The following is a 21,069-nucleotide window of genomic DNA, read 5'->3' on the forward strand; positions in this document are numbered from 1 at the left end:
GACATTCAATGAAAGGCCTATGTCCCGATAAAAAACCGCCTGTCTCTCGACAGGCGGTCCGGGAACATCCATGGAGGGAAAATCGTTATCAAGCTAAGGCGGTCGAAGAAGCATCCCCACGATCATGATGCATAAAATTGCGGACACTGGCGGCAATACCCTCGGCGTCCAGACCGTAGCGCGCATAGAGCTGCTGCTGGGTACCCTGCTCGATAAAGCGATCCGGCAAACCGATACGCAGGACACGGACCGCCAAACCTTCATCGGCCAGCATTTCCAGTACCGCTGAACCGAAACCGCCTTGGCGCACATTCTCCTCGACGGTAACAACAACGCCGGTACGCCGTGCCTCAGCGATAAGAAGTTGCTGATCAAGGGGTTTCAGGAAACGCGGATCAACAACCGCTACCGACAACCCCTCCCCGGCAAGTATATCCGAGGCGACCAGAGCTTCCTTGCACACAACGCCCAATGCAAAGATTACCGCATCGCTGCCGTCACGCAGTTTTTCCCCTTTACCGATAGGCATCGACTCGACGGAATCGGGCAACTCGAGCCCAAGAGCCTTACCGCGAGGATAACGATACGCCAAGGGGCCATCGTGTTGCGTTCCGGTCAACATGGCACGCTGCAGTTCGATCTCGTCGCGGGGGGCGATCACTACCATATTGGGTATATGCCTCAGGAACGAATAATCGAACACACCATGATGGGTCGGGCCATCGGCCCCGACCAGGCCACCCCGATCGATGGCAAAAGTGACCGGCAGCCGTTGCAAGGCTACGTCATGCACCACATTGTCGTAGGCACGCTGCAAAAAAGTCGAGTAGAGAGCAACCACCGGCCTCATGCCCTGGCAGGCAAGTCCGGCGGCAAAGGTGACAGCATGTTGTTCGGCAATACCGACATCGAAGAATCGACTGGGATAGCGCTTGGAGAATTCCTTGAGCCCGGTACCTTCCAGCATCGCCGCGGTGATAGCCACAATGCGATCGTCTTTTTCAGCCATAGCAGTCAGAGTACTGCCAAAGACACCGGTAAAGCTTGCCGGCCCGCCCTTGGAGGCACGTACCTCTCCGGTTTCCTTGTCAAAGGGACCTACCCCATGGAACAGGCTCGGATTTTTTTCCGCCGGCTCGAACCCCTTACCCTTGCGGGTCACAACGTGAACAAGAACCGGTCCTTCGAGGTTAGCCACGTTTTCCAGCGCCGGGATCAGGGTCTCCAGGCGGTGACCGTTAAGCGGCCCGACATAATCGAAACCGAACGCTTCGAACAGCATTCCGGGAGTAAAGAATCCTTTCAGAGATTCTTCCGCCTTGCGCGCAACCTTGAGCAAATCTTTCCCGATACGGGGAACGTGCCCCAGGAAATTTTCCGCCTCTTTTTTTAATCGCACCACCAACTCGGAGGTCATTTTGCGATTGATAAGAGAAGAAAGCGCCCCGACGTTCTGCGAAATGGACATTTCATTGTCGTTAAGTATGACAATGAGGTTTTTATTTTGATCGCCGGCCTGATTCAGCGCCTCGAAGGCCATCCCCCCCGTAAGGGAGCCATCGCCAATGACGGCAACGAATTTTTCCTTGCCGTTTTTACAATCACGCGCAGCGGCCATACCTAAAGCAGCCGAAATCGAGGTGCTCGAGTGGCCCACATCGAAGGCATCGTAAGGGCTTTCCTCGCGCTTGGGAAAACCGCTGATACCGCCCAGTTGACGCAAAGTATCAAAACGATCAAGGCGTCCGGTCAGCAATTTATGGGCATAAGCCTGATGTCCCACATCCCATACGATTTTATCTACGGGGGTATTCAAGACGTGATGCAGCGCGATGGTCAACTCCACCACACCAAGGGAACTGGCAAGATGCCCACCTGTCTGCGACACGGTATCGATGATTTTTGTGCGAATCTCCCCAGCCAAAACTTCAAGCTCTTTCACGGAAAGACCCTTTAACTCCGCGGGAGATTTAAGATTTTTCAACATACTCACTATGGAAACCTCCGTCACACTCAGAAGGAGCGGTCCACGATATAATGTGCGATGCTTCTTAACGGTTCAGCGCGTTCATCAAAGCCGGACAAACTTTCGAGGGCTACATCGCGCAACTCTTTGGCGCGGTCCCGAGCGGCATCAAGGCCGAGCAAAGCCGGATAAGTCGCTTTGCCACGTTCCTGGTCGCTGCCGACATCCTTGCCGAGCAGTTCCTGATCACCGACAATATCGAGAATGTCATCGGCAACCTGAAAGGCTAAACCTGCCGCCTTGGCATAGCGGCCCAAGTTATCAACCTGCTCTGAAGAGGCCCCGCCAAGCACGGCACCGGATTGTACGGATGCCAGAATCAGCGCCCCGGTTTTACGGGTATGGATATATTCGAGAGTCGCCAGATCAATCTCTTTACCCTCCGAATCCATATCAACCACTTGGCCGCCGACCATCCCCATGGAACCGGCGCAGCGCGCAATATCCGCACTGACCCTGCGGGCGGCCTCGAGCGAAACGCCACCATCCTCTCCCAGTCGCGACAGAAGAATGAATGCTTCGGTCAACAATGCATCGCCGGCCAGGATAGCAAGGGCATCACCATAAACCTTGTGACACGTAGGCCGCCCGCGGCGAAAATCATCATCATCCATGGCCGGCAAATCGTCATGGATCAGGGAATAGGTATGTATCATCTCCATGGCACAGGCTGCCGGCATGACTTTATCCACGGTACCACCGACAGCCTCGCAGGCAGCCATCATGAGGATCGGCCGAATACGTTTGCCGGCGGCAAACGTGGAATAGCGCATCGCCTTGTGAAGGCTTATGGGGAGCACATCCTCCCCGGGCAGATAGGTATCAAGTGCCTTATCCACCTGAGCCCGACGTTCTTTCAAGTAGGCATTGAGATCCATTTATCCTCCGATATAAATAATTGTTCAAATGGGTATTAAAACATTATTCTTCGAATTTGCCAATGGCCAGGGAACCGTCCTGTTTTCTAAGCAGGGTTTCCACCTGGGTTTCGACCGACTTCAGAAGTTCCTGACAGCGGTTGGCACACTTTACGCCGACCTCGAAAGATGTCAGGGACTCTTCCAGGGACAACTCCCCGGCTTCAAGCTTTTCCACAACGGCCTCCAGGGACCGCAGCGCTTCTTCAAATGTGTCAGGTTTATCCATGCATGCCTCTTATAAAAAATTCGGAGTGATTATCCACATCGGGAGCAAAAAGAGTCAAGGTTTTTAAGCACAAAAATCGCACCGATACTTAATCTCCATGATCCACCTCGTCAACAGTAGCCTCTACGGATCCCTTTGCAAAACGTATTTGAACCCGATCGCCCGGTGTCAATGTGCGGGCATCACGAACTATCGTCGAGGTCTTTGCGGAAAACACAATGGCGTATCCGCGATCGAGGGTGGCCAGAGGCGACAACGCATGCAGACGACTGCCGGCCAGCCCAAGACGGTTGGCAGCACGCTGCATCGTCTTTTCCATAGCCGAAAACAACCGTTTGCGCAACTGCTCGAGATCGCGATACTGGCGGCGCAAATCGTCGACCGGTGACCGCAAACGGCGGCGCAAACCGTCAAGCCGCTCCTTGAGTAACGACAGGCGTCCCTGCATTTGTCCGCTGAGACGCATGACCAGGTGGTCGACATGCCTTTCCAGTTCCTGACGTCCCTGCACGACAAGTTCGGCAGCAGCACTGGGAGTCGGTGCCCGCAGATCGGCGACAAGATCCGAAATGGTCACATCGACCTCATGACCTACAGCCGAGATAACAGGAATCCGGGAGGCAAACACGGCACGGGCCACGACCTCTTCGTTAAAGGCCCACAAGTCCTCCGGCGAGCCTCCTCCGCGACCGACAATCAGGACATCGGCCTGCCCATGGCGGTTAAAATCGGCAATTGCCCGGGCGATCTCGTCAGCCGCCCCATCCCCCTGCACGCGGACCGGAGACAGCAACACGTGCAGACCGGCACCCCGGCGACGCAAAACGTTGAGAATATCATGAATGGCAGCCCCCGTCGGCGAGGTCACGACACCGATGGTGCGCGGGAAAGACGGCAGACGACGTTTACGCCCCACCTCGAATAAACCTTCGGCATCCAGCTTGGTTTTAAGTTTTTCAAAAGCCAGTTGCCAACTGCCTACGCCCAAAGGCTCCATCCGATCGACCACCAACTGCAGTTCACCGCGCTGGGGATAGAGGGAGACACGCCCGCCGCACAACACCTGCATACCGTTTTCGGGGGTGAATTTCAGCAATCGGTTGCTGGATCGAAACATGACGCCGCGCAACTGGGCCTGATCGTCTTTTACGGCAAAGTAGTAATGCCCCGAAGACGGTGCCGAGAAATTGGCGATTTCTCCCGTAACCAGTACCTGGACGAAGTTATCTTCGACAACCTCTTTCAACAGATAGACGAGGCGTGATACGGATACGGTTCCTTCAGAAATATTCATGTGCGAAAACCTGTTTTCTGTCGAGATATTGACTTCCGACCCCGGATTCCCTATAAAATGCTAGACTTCACACTCCGGAAGATTTCGTGATACGGACACAGGGTACTCGCCTGAGCGCTTGACGCCATTCGTCGATCCCCCTGGGAACGTATTCCGAAGCCGATTTTTTATCAAACTCAAGGATAAGCGATGCAAGAACCCTATGTGGTAACCGTATCCAGTGAGAAAGGCGGCGTTGGGAAAACCACCCTGGCCACCAATCTGGCCATCTATTTAAAGGCCTTAAACGAGGAAATGCCGGTTACCCTGTTCAGCTTTGACAACCATTTTTCCGTTGACCGCATGTTCCGCCTGGGCCGCACCATGCCCAAAGGCGACATGCTCGATCTGCTTTCGGGAAAACCTGTCGATAAAATTCTGGAGCTTGGCGAGTACGGCGTTCAGTTTATCCCTTCCAGTCGTAAATTGGACAGCGTGGCCAATCGCATCGATGGCTGTGACTGCCTGGCGAAAATCCTGGCCCAATCCGGCCTGAAAGGTATTGTTATCATCGATACCCGTCCGACCATGGACATCTTTACACAGAATGCCTTGTTTGCCGCGGACCGTGTCATCATTCCGGTAAAGGACACCCCGTCGCTCGAAAACTGCCGCAACCTCTACGACTTTTTCGAAGAACAGGGAATGTCCAAACGTCCCTTGCGGTTACTACCGTGTCTGATCGATTCCCGAGTCCATTACGATGGACCCTTTAAAAATGCGTATCAGCTTCTGAAAGGCTATGCTATCAATCGGGGCTATAAATGCCTTGAGGGATTTATAGCCAAAAGCCCGAAAGTGGAATCCCTCAACACCAATCCCGAAGGAAAAATCTATCCGATCCTGACCCATGGCCGGGGCACCAATGTGCATCTCCAATTTGCCCATCTGGCCCGACAGATTTTCATCGGTGCCAAGGACAACACCCAGCGACGCCTGGAAACCATTCGTCTGGAATGCGAGCAACGGAACTTAAGCCGCGACAACAACTTCCTTACGCGGCGCAAACATGTACTGCCGGATTGCCTGATATGCGGACGGCCGCTGGTACACCACAATGCCATGGAACCGGCCAGCTATTTTTGCATTACCTCCGACCACCAAGTGGCGGGGTTTCTGGATGAAGCCTGTTTTTCATCACTGGTATTCCGCCACTGTTACCATACGCAGAAAAGAATAAACCCGGCCGACCCCCTTGTGGATTTGTTCCGGGAATCGGCATTGCGCTCCTATTTTGTTTTGCGCCATGCGGACGACAACACCGCGGAAGCAGCACAGAGCCTGCTTTTTTATCGTTTCGATGAAGAAGGATTTGAAATATCCCATAAATCCATCCCCCTGCGCAAACACGAAAGCCGCTTTCTGCACAAGGAGCCATCGGCGCTGTTCCGTCTCGCCTCCCCAACGTTATTCGAAGAGGAAACCGCCCGCAAAGACCGATTCTTATTCATCCGCCGCATTAACAGCGATTTCCCTGAAGAGATTCTGCTGGACGAAAGTTATGCCCGGCTCGATGCCGCCATGCAATACATCGGCAGCAAACTGCCCCCCGCCTCCTCCGACTAGATTTCTATCAAGTAGCAGGGCCCCTCTCTTGTCTGCGTGGCCGTCAATGCCGCAACAAGCGCGATACAGGAACCACCTCGACATCCTGCTGGCGTAAAAACGCCGCTTCCTGCTGCAGAGCCTCCACCGTCTGTGGGTAAGGATGACAGATGGCCACCACCTTGCCACGGGACCGAGCCATCTTCACCGCTTCACGTATCTGCCGGGCAATGGCATCGACGTTCTGACTGTTATCGAGGAAAATATCCCTTGAAACCGCGGGAATCCTGGCGCGACGAGCTTCGAGAAAAGCCACCGATCCGGGACTTGTGCGACTGTCCACAAAGAACAAGCCGTTTTTTTTCATCACCTCGAAAACAATCTGCAAGCCCTCGGCATATTGGGTAAAACGCGACCCCATATGATTGTTGCCGCCCACTGCATGGGGCACATTTTCAAACATGCGCGTTACTCGCCGCTCAATCTCCAAACGATCCTGCCCGAGCAGCAACGCTCCCGGGCCGGGATTGTTGCGCGGATAGCTTTCCGGTTCCATGGGCATATGCACCAGCACTTCGCGACCGGCGCGATGCGCCAGTTCCGCCGATTGCAGCGTATGCGGTTCCTCGGGCATGACTGCCATGGTCAGATCGAGATCAATGGCCAGCAGCCGCCGCAACATGCGAAGATCGCGACCGAGATCATCCACCACGATGGCAATCCGGGCCTTTGGGCGCACTTTGGCAGGTTTGCTCCGGGAACGCTTGAAATGCAGAGCGAAACTTGGAATTCCGTTAACGGAAACGCGCACCAAAGGAGCAGGAGCATCAGCAAATGCGAACTTCAGCCGGGAAGACTGCTTCTCCAAGGCCCTAACCAATCCGTCATACCAGGCCTGTCCCGGATACACCGACGGCAGATGATAATGCATAACATGATCGTCGGTGACGACATCCATCCCGGTAAAGGAAATCCCCTGACGCCACAAGGCACGTTCAATCTCTATCTGCACCGAGGTTCGCAGAACCTGATCCCGCGTATCGGCCGAGTCTGGCGGTTGTTTCGCTACGGGCGGCGAAACCTCGGGGGTCCGATTTGGCAACGGTGGTCGCTGGACAAAAGTCAACAACACAAGGGAAACAACGAGAAATCCCACAAGGAACAATGAGGCCAGCAAAACCTTGAAGGTGCGGTCCGGCTGCTTTTTTCGCGGCTGGCGTTTTCGTCGAACGGTCTTTTTTTTGGTAGCCATAATAAAAAAGGGGGATGCAGCATCCCCCTTGTGCGCATGAGGTGAAAGGATCAGGCAGCCGTTTTATTCAGGCCCTTAAGCAATTCCCACCCTTTGAGCAAATCCAGGGCCCGAAGCAGCTGATAGTCTTTTTCAATGATCTTATCCGACGACACCGGGCTCGCAGGAATTTGTTTATTTTCCGGCTCACCTTGAGTTTTACCTTCGATTTCAAAATGATTGTCCAGATCTTTTTCACGGACACTGAAACCGTCCTGGACCTCCGTCAACGCCATCGGTCGCACAACAATATCAGGCGTAATCCCCTTGGCCTGAATGGAGGAACCCGAGGGCGTGTAGTAGCGCGCCGTGGTAAGACGCAAACCCGCTTCATTTTCCAGCGAAATAACGGTTTGCACGGAACCCTTACCAAAGCTCTGGGTACCGAGAATAACAGCACGTCTGTTGTCCTGCAGAGCGCCTGCGACAATTTCTGAGGCGCTGGCGCTGCCACCATTAATAAGCACCACCATGGGGTAATCGGCTTCGGTACCCATGCGATGCGCTTCAAACCGCATCCGACTGTCCTCGATCCGTCCCTCGGTGTAAACGATCAGGCCCTGGCGAAGGAACAGATCGGCGACGTCCGCCGCCTGTTCAAGAAGGCCGCCGGGATTGTTGCGCAGATCAAGGATCAAGCCTCGAAGCTCACCCTTGTTTTCGGCTCGCAAGGTTTTAAGAGCCGCTTTGAGATCCTTGCCTGAACGCTCCTGAAACTGGGCGAGCCGCACATAACCGAAACCATCGTCGAGCAGACGCGATTTAACGCTTTTGACCTTGATGATCTCCCGGGTCAGAGTGATTTCCCGCGGTTTATCGAAAGCCTCGCGCATAATGGTGATGGTAACCTGAGTGCCGGAGGCACCGCGCATCAACTTGACGGCTTCCATGATGGACAAGTCTTTGGTCAGTCGATCCCCGATCTTGACGATCATGTCCCCGGCGGCAAGTCCCATACGGTCTGCCGGAGTATCCTCAATGGGGGAAACAATCGTCAAAACCCCCTCTTTGAGAGTGATTTCGATACCCAACCCGCCGAATTCGCCTGACGTATCGATCTGCATTTCGCGAAACATATCGGGAGAAAGATAGGACGAATGTGGATCGAGGACACCAAGCATACCGTTAATGGCGCCTTCGATGAGCTTGTCCATAGAAACTTCCTCGACATAGCTTTTCTGGATAATCGTCAAAACATCGGTGAATTGCTCCAGTTCTTCATAGGGCGTGCCGGTTTTTGCTTCGCTGCAACCGACAAAAAGGTTCGCCACCCAGCATCCCAGAACCAGGGTCAACAGCAAAAACACGCCGATCCGTTTTCCCTTCGTCATGAACATATCTCCTTCCCTGTGGAGTCTGTCGGACTATCCATGATCCTGCTGCAAATTCGGCCGGTATAGTTCGACACACTCCTATACATCATGAACGCGGCTTGAGCCACTGAAGGGGGTCCAGCGGCGTACCACGTTGCCTGATCTCAAAATAAACCGTATCACTGCCTCCAAAGCCGGAGAGACCGACCTTGTCTCCGGCAGCAACGACATCGCCGACTTTATGAAGAAGTTGGCTGGCCTGCGCGTACAAGGTGTAATACCCATCACCATGATCGAGGATCAGCAGATTTCCAAACCCTCTGAACGGTTTTGAAAAAACCACTTTTCCCGCTGCCACGGCACACATGGGCAACCCCGGTTTTTGCGCAATCTCGATACCCTGACTTTCGATACGGGTATCCAGTCCCGCATTGAAATTGGTGCCGAAACGCACCACAAGTTTGCCTTGCACGGGCCAGGGCAACCTGCCCTTCTGCTTTTTAAAACCGACCGCCGAGCCACTATACGCGCCGGATTTTTCCGATTCAAGCGTTTTAAGTAATTTCCGCAAACGTCGGGCTTTTTCCTCCAATTGGGCGATTTCGTCTTTTATCGCCTCGCGCTTATTGCGTAGCTTGCTTATAGCCGCCTTACGAATCTTTCTGCCGTTTTTCAAGGTTTTCTGGCTGGCGTCAATGATACTCAATCGCCGCTGCTGATCACCATGCAGGTTTTCGAGTTCCTGCAAGGCTGTCTGCAAGGCACGCCAATCCTCGCGGTAATCATTCAGCAGTAAACGATCCTGGCGCACCAGTCGGGTAAGATAAAGGAAGTTTTCGGCCACGCGGGAAGGGGAATCTTTTTGAAACAGTACTTTGAACAGGCGCATTTCCCCACGACGATAGACAGCTCCAAGGCGCCGCCGCACCTGCTGTTCTTTTTCGGAAATCTGGTCGGTCAGGCTGGCAATACGCGTTTCTTTCGCTAGGATATCCTTCTTCACGCTGTTTAAGCGTTTTTCCAGGCGCGTGGAATTCTGTTGCAAACCGCTGAGTTCTTTTTCCAGCTCCATCAATTCCTGTTGCGCTTCACCTTCCCGAACCTTGCTTGTGTCAAGCTGCTTGGAAAGCCGTTCAATGCGATTCTGGATTTCTTTCAGATTCTGGCGTTGGCGATCGATATCGTCGGCCCTTGCAGGCCATACAAGACACAATAGCAAAAACAAAACGCCAAACGGCATGCCTGAAACAGCGGTTTTTGTGAATAACCTCATGCTCAAATCCTGACGAACTTTCGTAGAGAAAGTACGCTACCGGTAAAACCGAGGACCAGGCCACAGATCGCGATCGCTCCTTGCTGATAGGCCGAAAGGAAAAGAATACCATCGGCACCGGCCACCATCAGGACACCATAAAGGCCTTCGCGTAAGACCAGCGTAAACACGCTCCAGACGCCGAACAGCGCCAGCAGGCCACCGAAAAGGCCTTGCAAAGCACCTTCCAGCAGAAACGGCATCTTGATAAAAAGAGGTGTGCCACCAACAAGAGTCATGATTTCAATCTCTTCACGGCGGGCATACAGGGTCAGCTTAATGGTGTTCGAAACGATAAACAACGCGGCAAACAACAAAAAACCTCCAAATACGACGCCGGCCACTTTCAAGAGACCGACAAAGGCATCAAAACGTTCAAGCCAGTCCGGCTCATAACTTACATCCGCCAATTCCGGAATCTGCCTAAGCCTTTCGACCACGGTCTCGACGCCGATCTGACTGCGACTTTCCTCATTAAGCACAACTTCCAGGGAAGCCGGCAAAAAATCCCTGCCGACGCCATCCAGCAGATCGGCATCCTCCCCGAGGCGCTGCTCAAAACGCCTGAAGGCTTCGTCGCGTGACACAAAATCGACCTGCTGGACCTCTTCCATGCCCTCGAGCATCGTCCGCCAGTCGGTGATTTTATCCTTATCCGGGACACGATCAAAATAGGCGACAACCTGAATTTCGCGGCCCCACTGTTCGGCAACCTGCTGAACATTAATGACCACAATGGCAAAAAAGCCCATAATCATAAGGGCTACGGCCACAGTACCGATAGCAGCACTGCACAAAACAGGGGTCTGCTTGAGATTTCGACCGACCCTGCGGATAAAATAGCCGAGAGATTGCAGCACAATTCTATTCCTTCAAAACAAAGTAACGATCAAAAAGGATTACAGGAAGCGTTGTTGCGGGAAAACAGAAAAATCAGGCATGATTTTCTCTGGATCACCCATCACCCATGAGGCAATACGGATTATATGCGGCACACTGTACAGGTTGAGGTATCAGTGCAGTAAAGCTGTGCCGCGTTCGGCAAAGCACACACCTTTGGTCACAAGATACCATGCCGACAGGTGTCTTGAAATACCGGGCCGCAAAGGGTCAAGGCATTTGATCGTCCACCAAACGCCCCTTGTCCAGAGACACGATGCGCCGCGGATAACGTCGAATGATTTCCCTGTCATGCGTTGCAAGCAGTACGGTTGTCCCCCGGGCATTGGCCCCTTTGAAAAGTTCCATAATTTCGCAGGCAACGTCGTCGTCGAGGTTTCCAGTCGGTTCATCAGCGATCAGAATCAACGGATCCGTGACCAGAGCGCGGGCGATGGCCGCTCTTTGCTGTTCCCCCCCGGAAAGCTGCAAGGGAAAACGATGAAGTTTGCCCTGCAACCCGACATGTTTGAGAGCCTGATAGACTTTATTGCTGATCTCGTAACGTTTTTTTCCCTGGACTTCAAGGGGAAACGCGACATTTTCAAACAAGGTACGCGTAGAAATAAGTTTAAAATCCTGAAAAACGATGCCGAGCTTTCGACGCAGCATGGGGATACGCCACGAACGCATGCGCGTGATATTCATGCCGTTCACCAATATCTGGCCACGGGTGGGTTTTTCGGCACCGTATAGCAGCTTTAACAGGGTGGATTTACCGGCACCGGAAGGACCGGTCAAATAAAGAAAGTCGCCCTTGGGGATTTTAAGACTGAAATCAGTCAGGGCGGTGGCATCCTTTTGGTAAGACATGCAGACATTGTAAAGTTGAATCATATGCTCTCTACCAGTCGCGATAAGGTACGCCGTTGAGTCCGACAAGATCGCTGCCACTGTGCACGTCGAATACGGCACCGGTATCACCGACGACAGGATCAAGCACTTCCGGAGGTATGGTGTACCATGTTTCCGCACTTCTGGTAAAGGGGTCCTTGGGGATACTTCTCAGATATCGTTTATCGACAAGCGCCTCGAGAGTATCCGGGTATTTGCGCTGGTCGGCGTAAAAGGCATCGATGGCCTTGCGCATCTGGTAGAGGTTTTCACTCAGCACGGACTCCCTGGCTCTTATGAGGTTACGCTGATAATGGGGCAGAGAGATACTCGCAAGTATGGCGACTATTGTCATGACGATCATGAGTTCGATAAGCGTAAAGCCGGCACTGCCCCCCCACCCTTTTGCGCATTTGGGCGCCATCGACTCACCAGCTGCTATAAATCGTGCCATCGAGTGCCGTCTGTTCGCTTTGAGAGTAGATATCATAGACATCCTTACCATCCCAGGTGCTCGAATCCGGGGCATCCCGGTATCCCCGCAGCCCCCATCCCAACCCCTCATCGAAGGGGTCGCGAGGCAATTTTCGAAGATATTTTCGAGGAAAATCGTAGAGGCCCTTCCAATCCTTGCCTTCGACCAGTACGTCAAGGCTGGCCGGATAACCGGTCTGATCCGCTTCTGCAATGATATGGTTATCTTTGACCGCCTGGTCGTAATCCTCCTTGTACTGATCGATGGCCATCCGCATGACCCTCAAGGCACGTCGCAACTCCATTTCCCGCGTCCGCTTAACGGTGACTTCGGCCAAAGGCAGCACAGCCGTCACCAGAATGCCGAGTATGGCCACTGTAACGACGACCTCGATCAAAGTGAAACCGTGCGCATAAGACAACAGGCGGTTTTTATTGTTTCCCATTTATTCCATCTCGATCGTCAAAGGAGTGGCCGTGCAGGCGTCACTCAGCCCCTGCCCGGTATTTACCGTGCAATCGTCGAGCGAAAACACAAGGCTCCCCTCGCCAATGGTCTTGAATTCCACAATGGCGACAGGGCCTTCCCCTGATACGCCGCTTTTCCCCACCTCACGCTGCACATCAATGACCACCTCTTCGAAACCATCGGAAGCCGACATGGTGGCATGACTCTCCTGCCCCTGCGTGCCCATCAAAGCGCCCGGGACAACCCCGACCGGCTGAACCAGAGCCGAGGGATAGCGCAAAGCAAACCGCGCTGACAGAAGGCTCCGTATCCCCATCGCCGACACTTGCAGAGCAAAGGACCGCTCCGGAGCCACTGTTTCCGGGCCGGAAAGTTGAAACTCATGAGGCCGCGTGGAATCCTTCGGCCCCGCCTCCGTCTTGCTCGGCTCAGACGTTTCGGCCGGGTCTTCATCCGTAAAGCGAGCAAATCGCGCACCCGGAGCGAGATCGTCCTCGCCACCCGACCATATGGTCGCCACATCCGGCCTCGGCATATCGACGCTGCGTACGATATGCGGAGTAATGGAAAGCAGGATTTCACTCTTGTTTTTTTCCTTGCTGCGGCCGGTGAAAAGATGACCGATAATCGGGATGCTGCCGATAAAGGGCAAGGTATCCCGTGTGTCGGACAGGTCATTACGTATCAGACCGCCGATAATTGTACGTTCGCCATCCTTCAAAATGAGCGAGGAACCGGCATTGGTGGTTGAAATACGCAGTGCCGAGCCGCCACCGGCAATCTCTTCCTTTTCCAGAATGCTGCTGACCTCCAGGGTGAGTTTGGTGACGATGGTATCGTCGAGCTGAATATTGGGTTCGACATCGAGCTTGACCCCGACATCGATATACTGGACATTGGTGGAGGTGACATCCCCGGTGGTGGTGCTGATATTGGTCGTGACGATCGGCTCCTTGGTGCCGATATGCACTTTGGCCTTTTCGCGATTTTTAACCCGGATTTTCGGATTGGCCAGGATTTCGCTGTCAATCAGTGTCTTGGCGAAATCGAAGGTCGCGGTCGGCAGGGTATAGAAGGATTCGAGACGGCTGAAACTTCTTACCAGGGTATCTGTCGTGCCTCCCGCCGCCAGGGTATCGCTCACCAGGTTAGTCACGACATTGCCATCGGTATCGAGGATCGTTCGCCCCATACCGGCACTGATGGAATAGGAACTGAGTTTCGGCCCGATATCCAGCAAATCGCGATGACTGACCTCGACCAGTTCGAGATCGAAAACAACCTCCGAATCGTTACGGTCGGAAGCCTCCAATATCTGCCTGGCCAGCTCGATGACCTCGGGTTTATCACGCATGACAATCGCGTTAAGTTCATCATGCACATATATTTTTCGCGTTTGCAGTATGGTCCGCAACAGATTCACAGCCTTTTTGGCTTCAATATGCGACAAATAAAATACCTGTATAATCCGGTCCTCGTATTGCTTTTCCTTTTCCTTGGTTCGGGGATAGACAAGAATGGTCTGGCTATTGAGAACCCGCTTGCCCAAACCGTTGAGTTTGAGCAAAAGATCGAGCACTTGAGCGAAGGAGGCTTTTTTAAGCAACAGGGAAACAGGGCGCGGATTTATATCCTCATCCAGAATAAAATGAATCCCGGACAACTGGCTCAAAACTGCAAAGGCCTGGTGCAAATCCATCTCGGCGAATTGAAGACTCAAAGGTTCACGTGAACTCAAAGCCAACTCGTAACCATCCATGATGGTCTGACTGGCCAATTCCACCTGGCGCAAAAGATCTTGGGCACCGGGATCGGATGGCATCAGATGCAGTGCTTTTCTCAGGTTGGCTTTTGCCTGACCGTATTTTCCCTTTTCGTAGAATTCCTCCGCTTCGGCTACGAGCTGTTGCGCCTCTACCCGAGCCTGAAGCTCCCTCAATCTCTGCACCGCAACCGCAAGATTGCCATCGAGGGTTACCGCCTGACGGTATTCCGCAGCCGCCAGGGAAATCTCGTTTTCCGCGGCCAGCTGATTTCCCCTTTCGTAATGCTGCAATGCCGATCGATTCCGGGCTTTAAGCCATTTCAGACGATATTCGTGTCGTTCCGGCTCGGCAGCAACCGCCGCGGCATACTGCTCCATGGCAAGGTCGTATTTGCCCTGTTGAAAGAATCTGTCCCCGGCATTGAAGGCCTGCTTCCCTGCACAACCTGCCAATACAAGTATCAGCACCAACAACAAACCGGATTGCTTTATCGCTTTATTCATCGGGTTCGCCATCAATAGGCACCTCCTCCTCTGAAGCCTCGGTCTGGAGCGGGATCCCGGCAGGTTGCGTTGCATCAGGTTCGATGCGTATCCCGTTGCCGGTGCCAGGTCCGGGTAACACCGAAACAGGGGGTTCCGCTGCCGGGATCTGCATGCTGGCATCCTCCTCATCGTATTTTACGGTCAGATACTGCGCGGATATGTTCAGTAATCGATAGCGATTCTCGGGGCCGAAAAGCTCCCCTGCAGCAACCACAAAAACCTCTCCCTCAAGGGACAAAAAAGCTTTTTGTCCCCCCTCGTGGCGCAATACCCCCAGGAACACGGGCACCGGCCTGGGCGGAGGCATAACGGGTGCCGCAACAACGGTTTGCGGGCTGTCTTCAACGCTGGCAGCTATGGGCGGAGGGACAGCGGGAACAAAAATCGGAGCAAAAATATTCACGGTAAGATGGTCAGGTGCTCCCTGCTCATTTTCCGATGTCCCCAAAACGTCGGATGCGATGGGGGTGACGTCGGTTACCGGGGAAACAACGGCGCTGCGTTCTATGCCGACCCTGGTCTGACGCGGCCAGTTGATATATGTGTAAACAAGCGCCAGAGCCAGTACCCCCAGGAGTGCGAGCAGTGTTTTTCCAGAGTTACTCATGACGACACCGTTTTAAAATAGGCGACCAGGCGGATACGCAATTCCACAGAATCCCGTCCCGGTTGCCTGGCGGCAAGTTGCACCTCTTCTACGACAACGAGTTGCGTCCAGTTTTCAAGAGCCTCCAAGAAGGTCTTTATCTGGCGGTATTGACCGGTCACGGAAAAATCGAGTTCGTATTTGAGCACGGTCGGCAGATCGGTTTTTCCTGGTTGATAGTTAATCCTATTGATATTAAACCCCGAATCCCCGGCGTACTGATACAACTGACGAATAAAATCCGGAAAATTTTCATATGCCGCAACGCGACCATAAAAGACATCGAGTTGCGCGGACATCCGGCTAACCTGCCGGTTTGGGTCATGCTCTCCCAGGCCGCGCATATTGGCCTGCTTGCGGATCAGATCGGCCCGGTCTTTATTCAGACCCGGCAACATGACAGAGAACAGGAGCAGACAAAGGATCAAATTTACCAGCAGGCCGCCAAACACCACCCAGGATTGGACATCACGACTTCGCCATAGTTCGGCAAGGATATGCTTCATGCCCATATCAGAAGCCCCCCTGAATACGAAGTTCACAGCGCAACGCGCTATATGTTTGCCCCAGTGCATCCTTGACCGTGCTGTTTTCCTGGCGCAGCAACAGAACCTGAGAGTAAGGCTTGTAGCGCAACAGGCCGGCAAGATATTCCCGAAACACCGTTTCATCTTTGGCTAAAACAAGAATAGACAGTGTCTGTTTCCCGAAATCCGGTTTTATGGAACGAACCTGAATCCCCTCTATCCAGGTTTGTTCCAAATGATTGAGCATGCGGCTCCACCGAAAGTCGCGACGCTGCATAATCTGCTCGGCTTTTCGGGCTTCTTCCTGAAGCCCCTTGTGATCTGCGCCATCCTCATAAGCCGCAGACTCTTTTGCTGTCATTTCAGCCAGACCGTCCAGCACCTTTTGATGGCGGTGCCAAACCACCGTCATACCAACCAGGCTCACCATCAGCCAAAAGCCGACAAACACCAGCAAAACCATGCGAATCTTTCGCAAAACCGCCTTATCCAGAGGGCGTGGGGAGACTAGATTCACTGTCAGTTTCATTCACCCTCCCATCATCATGCGTTCCGCCGCACCCTGTGCAGCGGCCAGGGCCGGAGAAATATGCCCATGGCCTGTTAACAACAGAACTTTTCGGCCGAAACAATCATTCAACGCATCCAAAGTTGTCTCATCCACGGGCCTGTCGGCATGAAGGAAAACCCGCGCCCGATTACGAGGGGAAAAATCCTGCGCACAACCGGCTACGATACGATGCAACTCCTGCAACTGATGAGAGATCCGCGAACCGACAGCCCCTGCCCTGTAATAGGACAGCACCGAGTCGCGATAAGTTTGTACAATGATACCATCCTCGTTCATCGCCAGGAGAATGGCATCACCTTCGGGATCAAGCCGGTAACGCCAATGTCGATATATGTTCAAGCCGAAAAATCCCACCGTGTGCAAAATAAAACCGGCTTTCTGAAAAAGGGTCTCATATCTGTCGAGAGCCTGTTTTTCCATGGCCACAACCAGAAGATGGGCTTTCCCACCCCCTGTGCGTTTAAGCACCTGATAGTCGAAATGAAGGTCGGCAATCCCCGGCAGCAGTTTGCGCAGTTGCCACGCGACGACTTCTCGGCTCTCCTTGCGCGACCGGGTAAAACCAGCGACATCCATGGTCATGACGTAACCGCATCTATCCGGCAAGGACAATGCCAGTCTTCGCTCCTTAGAGGCGATCGGCAACAAAAGCTTATGCAGTGAATTTACAAACACCTGCTCAGCCTCCGGGGAGGCTTGTTTAAGCGACTCCAGCGTCATGTCCTTCGGCATATTTTCAATACGACTGGCAAACAACTGGGCACCCTTGCGCCAACGTCGGTGCATGCCTGCGATTCGCATATTGCCATCATGGAGGTCTATCCCGATATATCGGCGCCTTTTCATAGCGTACTTTCCCCCTCGACAAACGTTACCCTGTTGATTTCGGGCAGACTGGTAATACCTTCGAAAACTTTCTCCAGCGCCGCCTGTCGAAGAAAAACCGTTCCCATACGCGCCGCATATTCGCGCAATTGTCCCACAGCGGCCCGACCGATAATCATTTCCCGTAATTCATCATTGACTTCGAGTAACTCGACGATGGCAGAGCGACCGGAATACCCCAGCCCATGACAATGTTCACAACCACGACCTTCGTAAAATGCGCGTTTGCCATAAAGTTCGCTGTCGAGGCCAGCCCTGGACAGGACCGAAGGGTCGTAATGAACCTGCTCTTTGCAATGTGGGCAGATTTTTCTGACCAGCCGTTGGGCCAGTACCATATTCAGACCGGAAAGAAAGTGATAGGGATCGAGCCCCATATGTAAAAAACGACCCAATACGTCAAACACGTTGTTGGCATGCACCGTGGTAAAAACCAGGTGGCCGGTCAACGCCGATTGCACCGCAATTTCGGCGGTTTCCGAATCGCGAATCTCCCCGACCATGATTTTGTCCGGATCGTGCCTGAGTATGGAACGAAGTCCCCGGGCAAAGGTCAAACCTTTCTTTTCGTTCACCGGCACCTGGACGATACCGGGCACCTGATACTCGACGGGATCCTCGATAGTTATGATTTTTTCCTGTTCGGTATGAATCTCCCCGAGCGCCGCGTATAATGTCGTGGTTTTGCCGCTGCCGGTCGGGCCGGTAACCAGCACCATTCCATAGGGAGCACGAATCTGTTTACGAAACCGTTTGAGTTCCCGTTGGTTAAACCCCAGCGCCTCCAGGCTTAAGCCTTTGAGATCTGCGGCTATATTGCCTTTATCCAGAATCCGAATCACGGCATCTTCGCCGTAACTGCTTGGCAAAATGGAGATCCTGAAATCGATAGAACGACCTCCGATGCGAGACTTGAAACGGCCATCCTGGGGAATACGGCGTTCGGAGATATCCAATTCACTCATAACTTTAATGCGCGAAATGATCGGGCCCTGGAATCTACGATCGAGCGGTTCCATGGCCCGGGAAAGCACGCCGTCAATACGATATTTGACGGTTACCCCTTGCGGACCGGACTCGATATGAATATCGCTGGCCCGCTTACTCAGGGCATCGACCAAAGTCGTGTCGATCAACTTGATAACCGGACTATGTTCCGCATCCGGTTGCTCCCCGGCCAACAAGTCTTTATCCTCTTCAAGCGCATCATCAGGAATACTACGGAACTTCTCCAAAGTGCTTTCAAGAGCTTCACCAGTTATGGTTTGACTGCCGGCAACGTGTCTCAGGATATGGCTTTTAGCAGCGACTTTATAGAGAACCGGTACACTTACGGCCCATTTAAGCTGATCGAGGCGGTCGATATCCGTGGGGTCTGCAGTCGCAACAACCACACCTTTATCGGTACGTTGCAACGGTACGACTCCGAATCGAAGAGTCAGGTCTTCCGGTAATTGATCGAGCAATTCCGGGTCAGGGTGAAAGGAAGCCATATCTACATATTCGAGACCGAATTGACGAGCCAATACCCGGGCCAGAATTTCTTCATCATAAAAACCCAGTTCAATACCGGTTTCGCCAAATCGCAACCCCAGGACTTTCATTCTTTGCAAAATGACTTCGATCTGCCCTGGTGCGATAGCTCCAAACTCAACGAGCAATTCACCCATTTTAAGCCATCTATAGACCATTCGAAAACTCCTGACGAACTAACGAACCGTACCGGCCAGTTGAAAAATCGGCAAATAAATGGCAATCACTATGCCACCGATCACCAGACCGACAAAAAGCAGAATGAGCGGTTCGGCCAAAGCGGCCAAACGATCCAGCTTATGATCAATTTCCGATTCATAATACTCGGCAACTTCCTCGAACATCAGGCCAAGCGTACCGGTTTTTTCACCAGTAGCGATCATGCGCACGGCGATCTGGGGAAAGCTGGCATGGCGCTCCAGGGCGTTGCCGAGGCTATCGCCCTCATTGACCGCGCCAATGACCTTGGTAACACCCTCTTGCAAAACGGTATTGTTAAGCACGCCGCCAGCCAATTGCATGGCCTCGATAAGGGGCAAGCCGCTGGACAAAATCGTTGCGGTGGTACGGGAAAAATTAACCAGACCATTGAGTCGATACAAAGTACCGAGCAAAGGAATCTTAAGGAAAAGTCGATCGATCCCCCTTTTGCCCATGGTCGTTTGCGAGTATCTCCTCAGCGCAACCATGCCGGACATGACCAGAACGAGCACGACGAACCAGCCGCGCGCAGCCAAATCGGCAAGACCCAGAACAAAACGGGTCAAAAACGGCAAGGATACTTGTGCATCGGCGTAGATTTGAACGAAACTGGGGATCACGAAGAAAACCATAAACAGCAAAACGAGAATCGTCGCCGCTACGAGAACCAGGGGATAAAGTGCGGCGGATTTGAGACGATCCTTAACCTGAGCCATACGTTTCTGATAGCCGAGATATCGCGCTAACGTCTGAGGAAGATCACCGGTTTTCTCTCCAGATGCAACGGAAGCAACGTAAAGACCCGGAAAATATTCAGGGAATCCGGCAAAGGCTTCCGACAGGGAACGTCCCCCTTTTACAGAGGTGAAAACTTCGGTTAAAACGTTCTTGGTATTTGCGGAATCCTGATCGTGAACAAGAGAAGCAAGTATCTGGAGGATAGGCATGCCCGATTTTAACAGAACGAGCATTTCCTGGTTGAAAAGCAAAAATCTATGGGCTGGCCAGCCTTTTTGACGATACTCGCTGAAATAGGTAAAGGAAAAAAAGGCACGCCGTATCTTGAAGACGCAACACCCTTCTTCTTCCAGACTTTCCTGGAGTTCAAAACGGTTACGGGCCCGACAATTACGAATGACGACCCGTCCGTCAGGAGTGCCTACCCTGCAAATAAACAGTGCCATGATGTTAAAAATTGTACCATAGCTTGCCGGGTATAAAATATCGGCCCACACAAAAAGAAAAGGCACCGCAATCTGCGGTGCCTTTTCTTTAAACTTTTATGGCGGGGCTGACGGGACTCGAACCCGCGACCTCCGGCGTGACAGGCCGGCGTTGTAACCGACTCTACTACAGCCCCCGATTTTGCGTCTTTAAATGGTGGGCGAAACAGGGATCGAACCTGTGACCCTCGGCTTGTAAGGCCGATGCTCTCCCAGCTGAGCTATTCGCCCATTTTTCAGTCCGGGAATCCCCGGACTTTGACCTTCGGTGGTACAGTAAAAAAGCACCGCGGCCGGCGGTGCCATTCACCTTTTCAATGGCGGGGCTGACGGGACTCGAACCCGCGACCTCCGGCGTGACAGGCCGGCGTTGTAACCGACTCTACTACAGCCCCCGGTATTGCGTTTTTAAATGGTGGGCGAAACAGGGATCGAACCTGTGACCCTCGGCTTGTAAGGCCGATGCTCTCCCAGCTGAGCTATTCGCCCG

The 21,069-nt window shown here is 53.1% G+C and carries 19 protein-coding genes and 4 tRNA genes; 1 reads left to right on the forward strand and 22 read right to left on the reverse strand.

Translation table 11 applies throughout. The features are described 5' to 3' along the window. Positions 1-88 precede the first annotated feature (88 nt). The 4 genes from dxs to xseA all read right to left on the reverse strand — a co-directional run bounded on the left by dxs (position 89) and on the right by xseA (position 4,466). Positions 89-1,996, reverse strand: a complete 1,908-nt coding sequence (dxs, locus tag PCAR_RS09285; protein ID WP_052643504.1) for a 1-deoxy-D-xylulose-5-phosphate synthase — start codon at positions 1,994-1,996, stop codon at positions 89-91. 17 nt (positions 1,997-2,013) lie between these two features. After that, positions 2,014-2,904, reverse strand: a complete 891-nt coding sequence (locus tag PCAR_RS09290; RefSeq protein WP_011341402.1) for a polyprenyl synthetase family protein — start codon at positions 2,902-2,904, stop codon at positions 2,014-2,016. A 43-nt stretch (positions 2,905-2,947) separates the two neighbouring features. Beyond that, the gene (xseB, locus tag PCAR_RS09295; protein ID WP_011341403.1) at positions 2,948-3,172 is read right to left on the reverse strand and encodes an exodeoxyribonuclease VII small subunit; all 225 of its coding nucleotides are present in this window, start codon (positions 3,170-3,172) and stop codon (positions 2,948-2,950) included. Positions 3,173-3,260: 88 nt separating this feature from the next. Beyond that, positions 3,261-4,466, reverse strand: coding sequence for an exodeoxyribonuclease VII large subunit (gene xseA / locus PCAR_RS09300; RefSeq protein WP_011341404.1), 1,206 nt, complete (start codon positions 4,464-4,466; stop codon positions 3,261-3,263). A gap of 189 nt (positions 4,467-4,655) precedes the next feature. On the opposite strand from xseA, the gene PCAR_RS09305 reads away from it, so the two are divergent. Then, complete coding sequence (locus PCAR_RS09305) at positions 4,656-6,071, forward strand: ParA family protein (RefSeq protein ID WP_011341405.1); 1,416 nt, start codon at positions 4,656-4,658, stop codon at positions 6,069-6,071. Positions 6,072-6,114: 43 nt separating this feature from the next. Here PCAR_RS09305 and PCAR_RS17835 read toward each other — a convergent pair whose 3' ends face one another. The 18 genes from PCAR_RS17835 to PCAR_RS09395 all read right to left on the reverse strand — a co-directional run bounded on the left by PCAR_RS17835 (position 6,115) and on the right by PCAR_RS09395 (position 21,068). Beyond that, on the reverse strand, positions 6,115-7,302 hold the full coding sequence (locus tag PCAR_RS17835) for a divergent polysaccharide deacetylase family protein (protein WP_011341406.1): 1,188 nt from the start codon (positions 7,300-7,302) through the stop codon (positions 6,115-6,117). Positions 7,303-7,352: 50 nt separating this feature from the next. Then, a complete protein-coding gene (locus PCAR_RS09315) occupies positions 7,353-8,678 on the reverse strand; it encodes a S41 family peptidase (RefSeq protein WP_011341407.1) in 1,326 nt (441 codons plus the stop codon). 82 nt (positions 8,679-8,760) lie between these two features. Beyond that, a complete protein-coding gene (locus PCAR_RS17840) occupies positions 8,761-9,927 on the reverse strand; it encodes a murein hydrolase activator EnvC family protein (protein ID WP_011341408.1) in 1,167 nt (388 codons plus the stop codon). Positions 9,928-9,929: 2 nt separating this feature from the next. After that, complete coding sequence (gene ftsX, locus PCAR_RS09325) at positions 9,930-10,826, reverse strand: permease-like cell division protein FtsX (RefSeq protein WP_011341409.1); 897 nt, start codon at positions 10,824-10,826, stop codon at positions 9,930-9,932. Positions 10,827-11,076: 250 nt separating this feature from the next. Next, positions 11,077-11,742 carry a cell division ATP-binding protein FtsE gene (gene ftsE / locus PCAR_RS09330; protein ID WP_011341410.1) on the reverse strand — a complete coding sequence of 222 codons (666 nt, stop codon included), beginning with the start codon at positions 11,740-11,742 and terminating at the stop codon, positions 11,077-11,079. A gap of 7 nt (positions 11,743-11,749) precedes the next feature. Next, entirely contained in the window at positions 11,750-12,163 is a 414-nt protein-coding gene (locus tag PCAR_RS09335; protein ID WP_011341411.1) for a type IV pilin protein, read from the reverse strand. Positions 12,164-12,167: 4 nt separating this feature from the next. Next, on the reverse strand, positions 12,168-12,659 hold the full coding sequence (locus PCAR_RS09340; RefSeq protein WP_011341412.1) for a type II secretion system protein: 492 nt from the start codon (positions 12,657-12,659) through the stop codon (positions 12,168-12,170). Further along, on the reverse strand, positions 12,660-14,963 hold the full coding sequence (locus tag PCAR_RS09345) for a secretin N-terminal domain-containing protein (RefSeq protein WP_011341413.1): 2,304 nt from the start codon (positions 14,961-14,963) through the stop codon (positions 12,660-12,662). It lies immediately after the preceding gene. Further along, positions 14,944-15,600: a hypothetical protein gene (locus PCAR_RS18790; protein WP_011341414.1), complete on the reverse strand. Its 657-nt coding sequence runs from the start codon at positions 15,598-15,600 to the stop codon at positions 14,944-14,946. Before PCAR_RS18790 ends, PCAR_RS09345 begins: the two co-directional genes overlap by 20 nt. Then, the gene (gene pilO / locus PCAR_RS09355; RefSeq protein WP_011341415.1) at positions 15,597-16,151 is read right to left on the reverse strand and encodes a type 4a pilus biogenesis protein PilO; all 555 of its coding nucleotides are present in this window, start codon (positions 16,149-16,151) and stop codon (positions 15,597-15,599) included. Before pilO ends, PCAR_RS18790 begins: the two co-directional genes overlap by 4 nt. 1 nt (position 16,152) lies before the next feature. Further along, complete coding sequence (locus PCAR_RS18795; protein WP_011341416.1) at positions 16,153-16,695, reverse strand: hypothetical protein; 543 nt, start codon at positions 16,693-16,695, stop codon at positions 16,153-16,155. Continuing rightward, entirely contained in the window at positions 16,696-17,583 is an 888-nt protein-coding gene (locus PCAR_RS09365; RefSeq protein ID WP_011341417.1) for a hypothetical protein, read from the reverse strand. Next, a complete protein-coding gene (locus PCAR_RS09370) occupies positions 17,580-19,313 on the reverse strand; it encodes a GspE/PulE family protein (protein WP_011341418.1) in 1,734 nt (577 codons plus the stop codon). The genes PCAR_RS09365 and PCAR_RS09370 overlap by 4 nt, the downstream gene beginning before the upstream one ends. Before the next feature lie 18 nt (positions 19,314-19,331). Next, positions 19,332-20,540, reverse strand: coding sequence for a type II secretion system F family protein (locus PCAR_RS09375; RefSeq protein ID WP_011341419.1), 1,209 nt, complete (start codon positions 20,538-20,540; stop codon positions 19,332-19,334). Between the two features lie 99 nt (positions 20,541-20,639). Then, positions 20,640-20,716 (reverse strand) — tRNA-Asp (locus PCAR_RS09380). 18 nt (positions 20,717-20,734) lie between these two features. Further along, positions 20,735-20,810: transfer RNA gene (locus tag PCAR_RS09385), tRNA-Val, on the reverse strand. Between the two features lie 87 nt (positions 20,811-20,897). Then, positions 20,898-20,974: transfer RNA gene (locus tag PCAR_RS09390), tRNA-Asp, on the reverse strand. An 18-nt stretch (positions 20,975-20,992) separates the two neighbouring features. After that, positions 20,993-21,068, reverse strand: a tRNA-Val gene (locus PCAR_RS09395). Position 21,069: the final 1 nt, after the last annotated feature.

Origin of the sequence: Syntrophotalea carbinolica DSM 2380 (genome assembly GCF_000012885.1) — a bacterium.
GTDB classification, from domain to species: Bacteria; Desulfobacterota; Desulfuromonadia; order Desulfuromonadales; family Syntrophotaleaceae; genus Syntrophotalea; species Syntrophotalea carbinolica.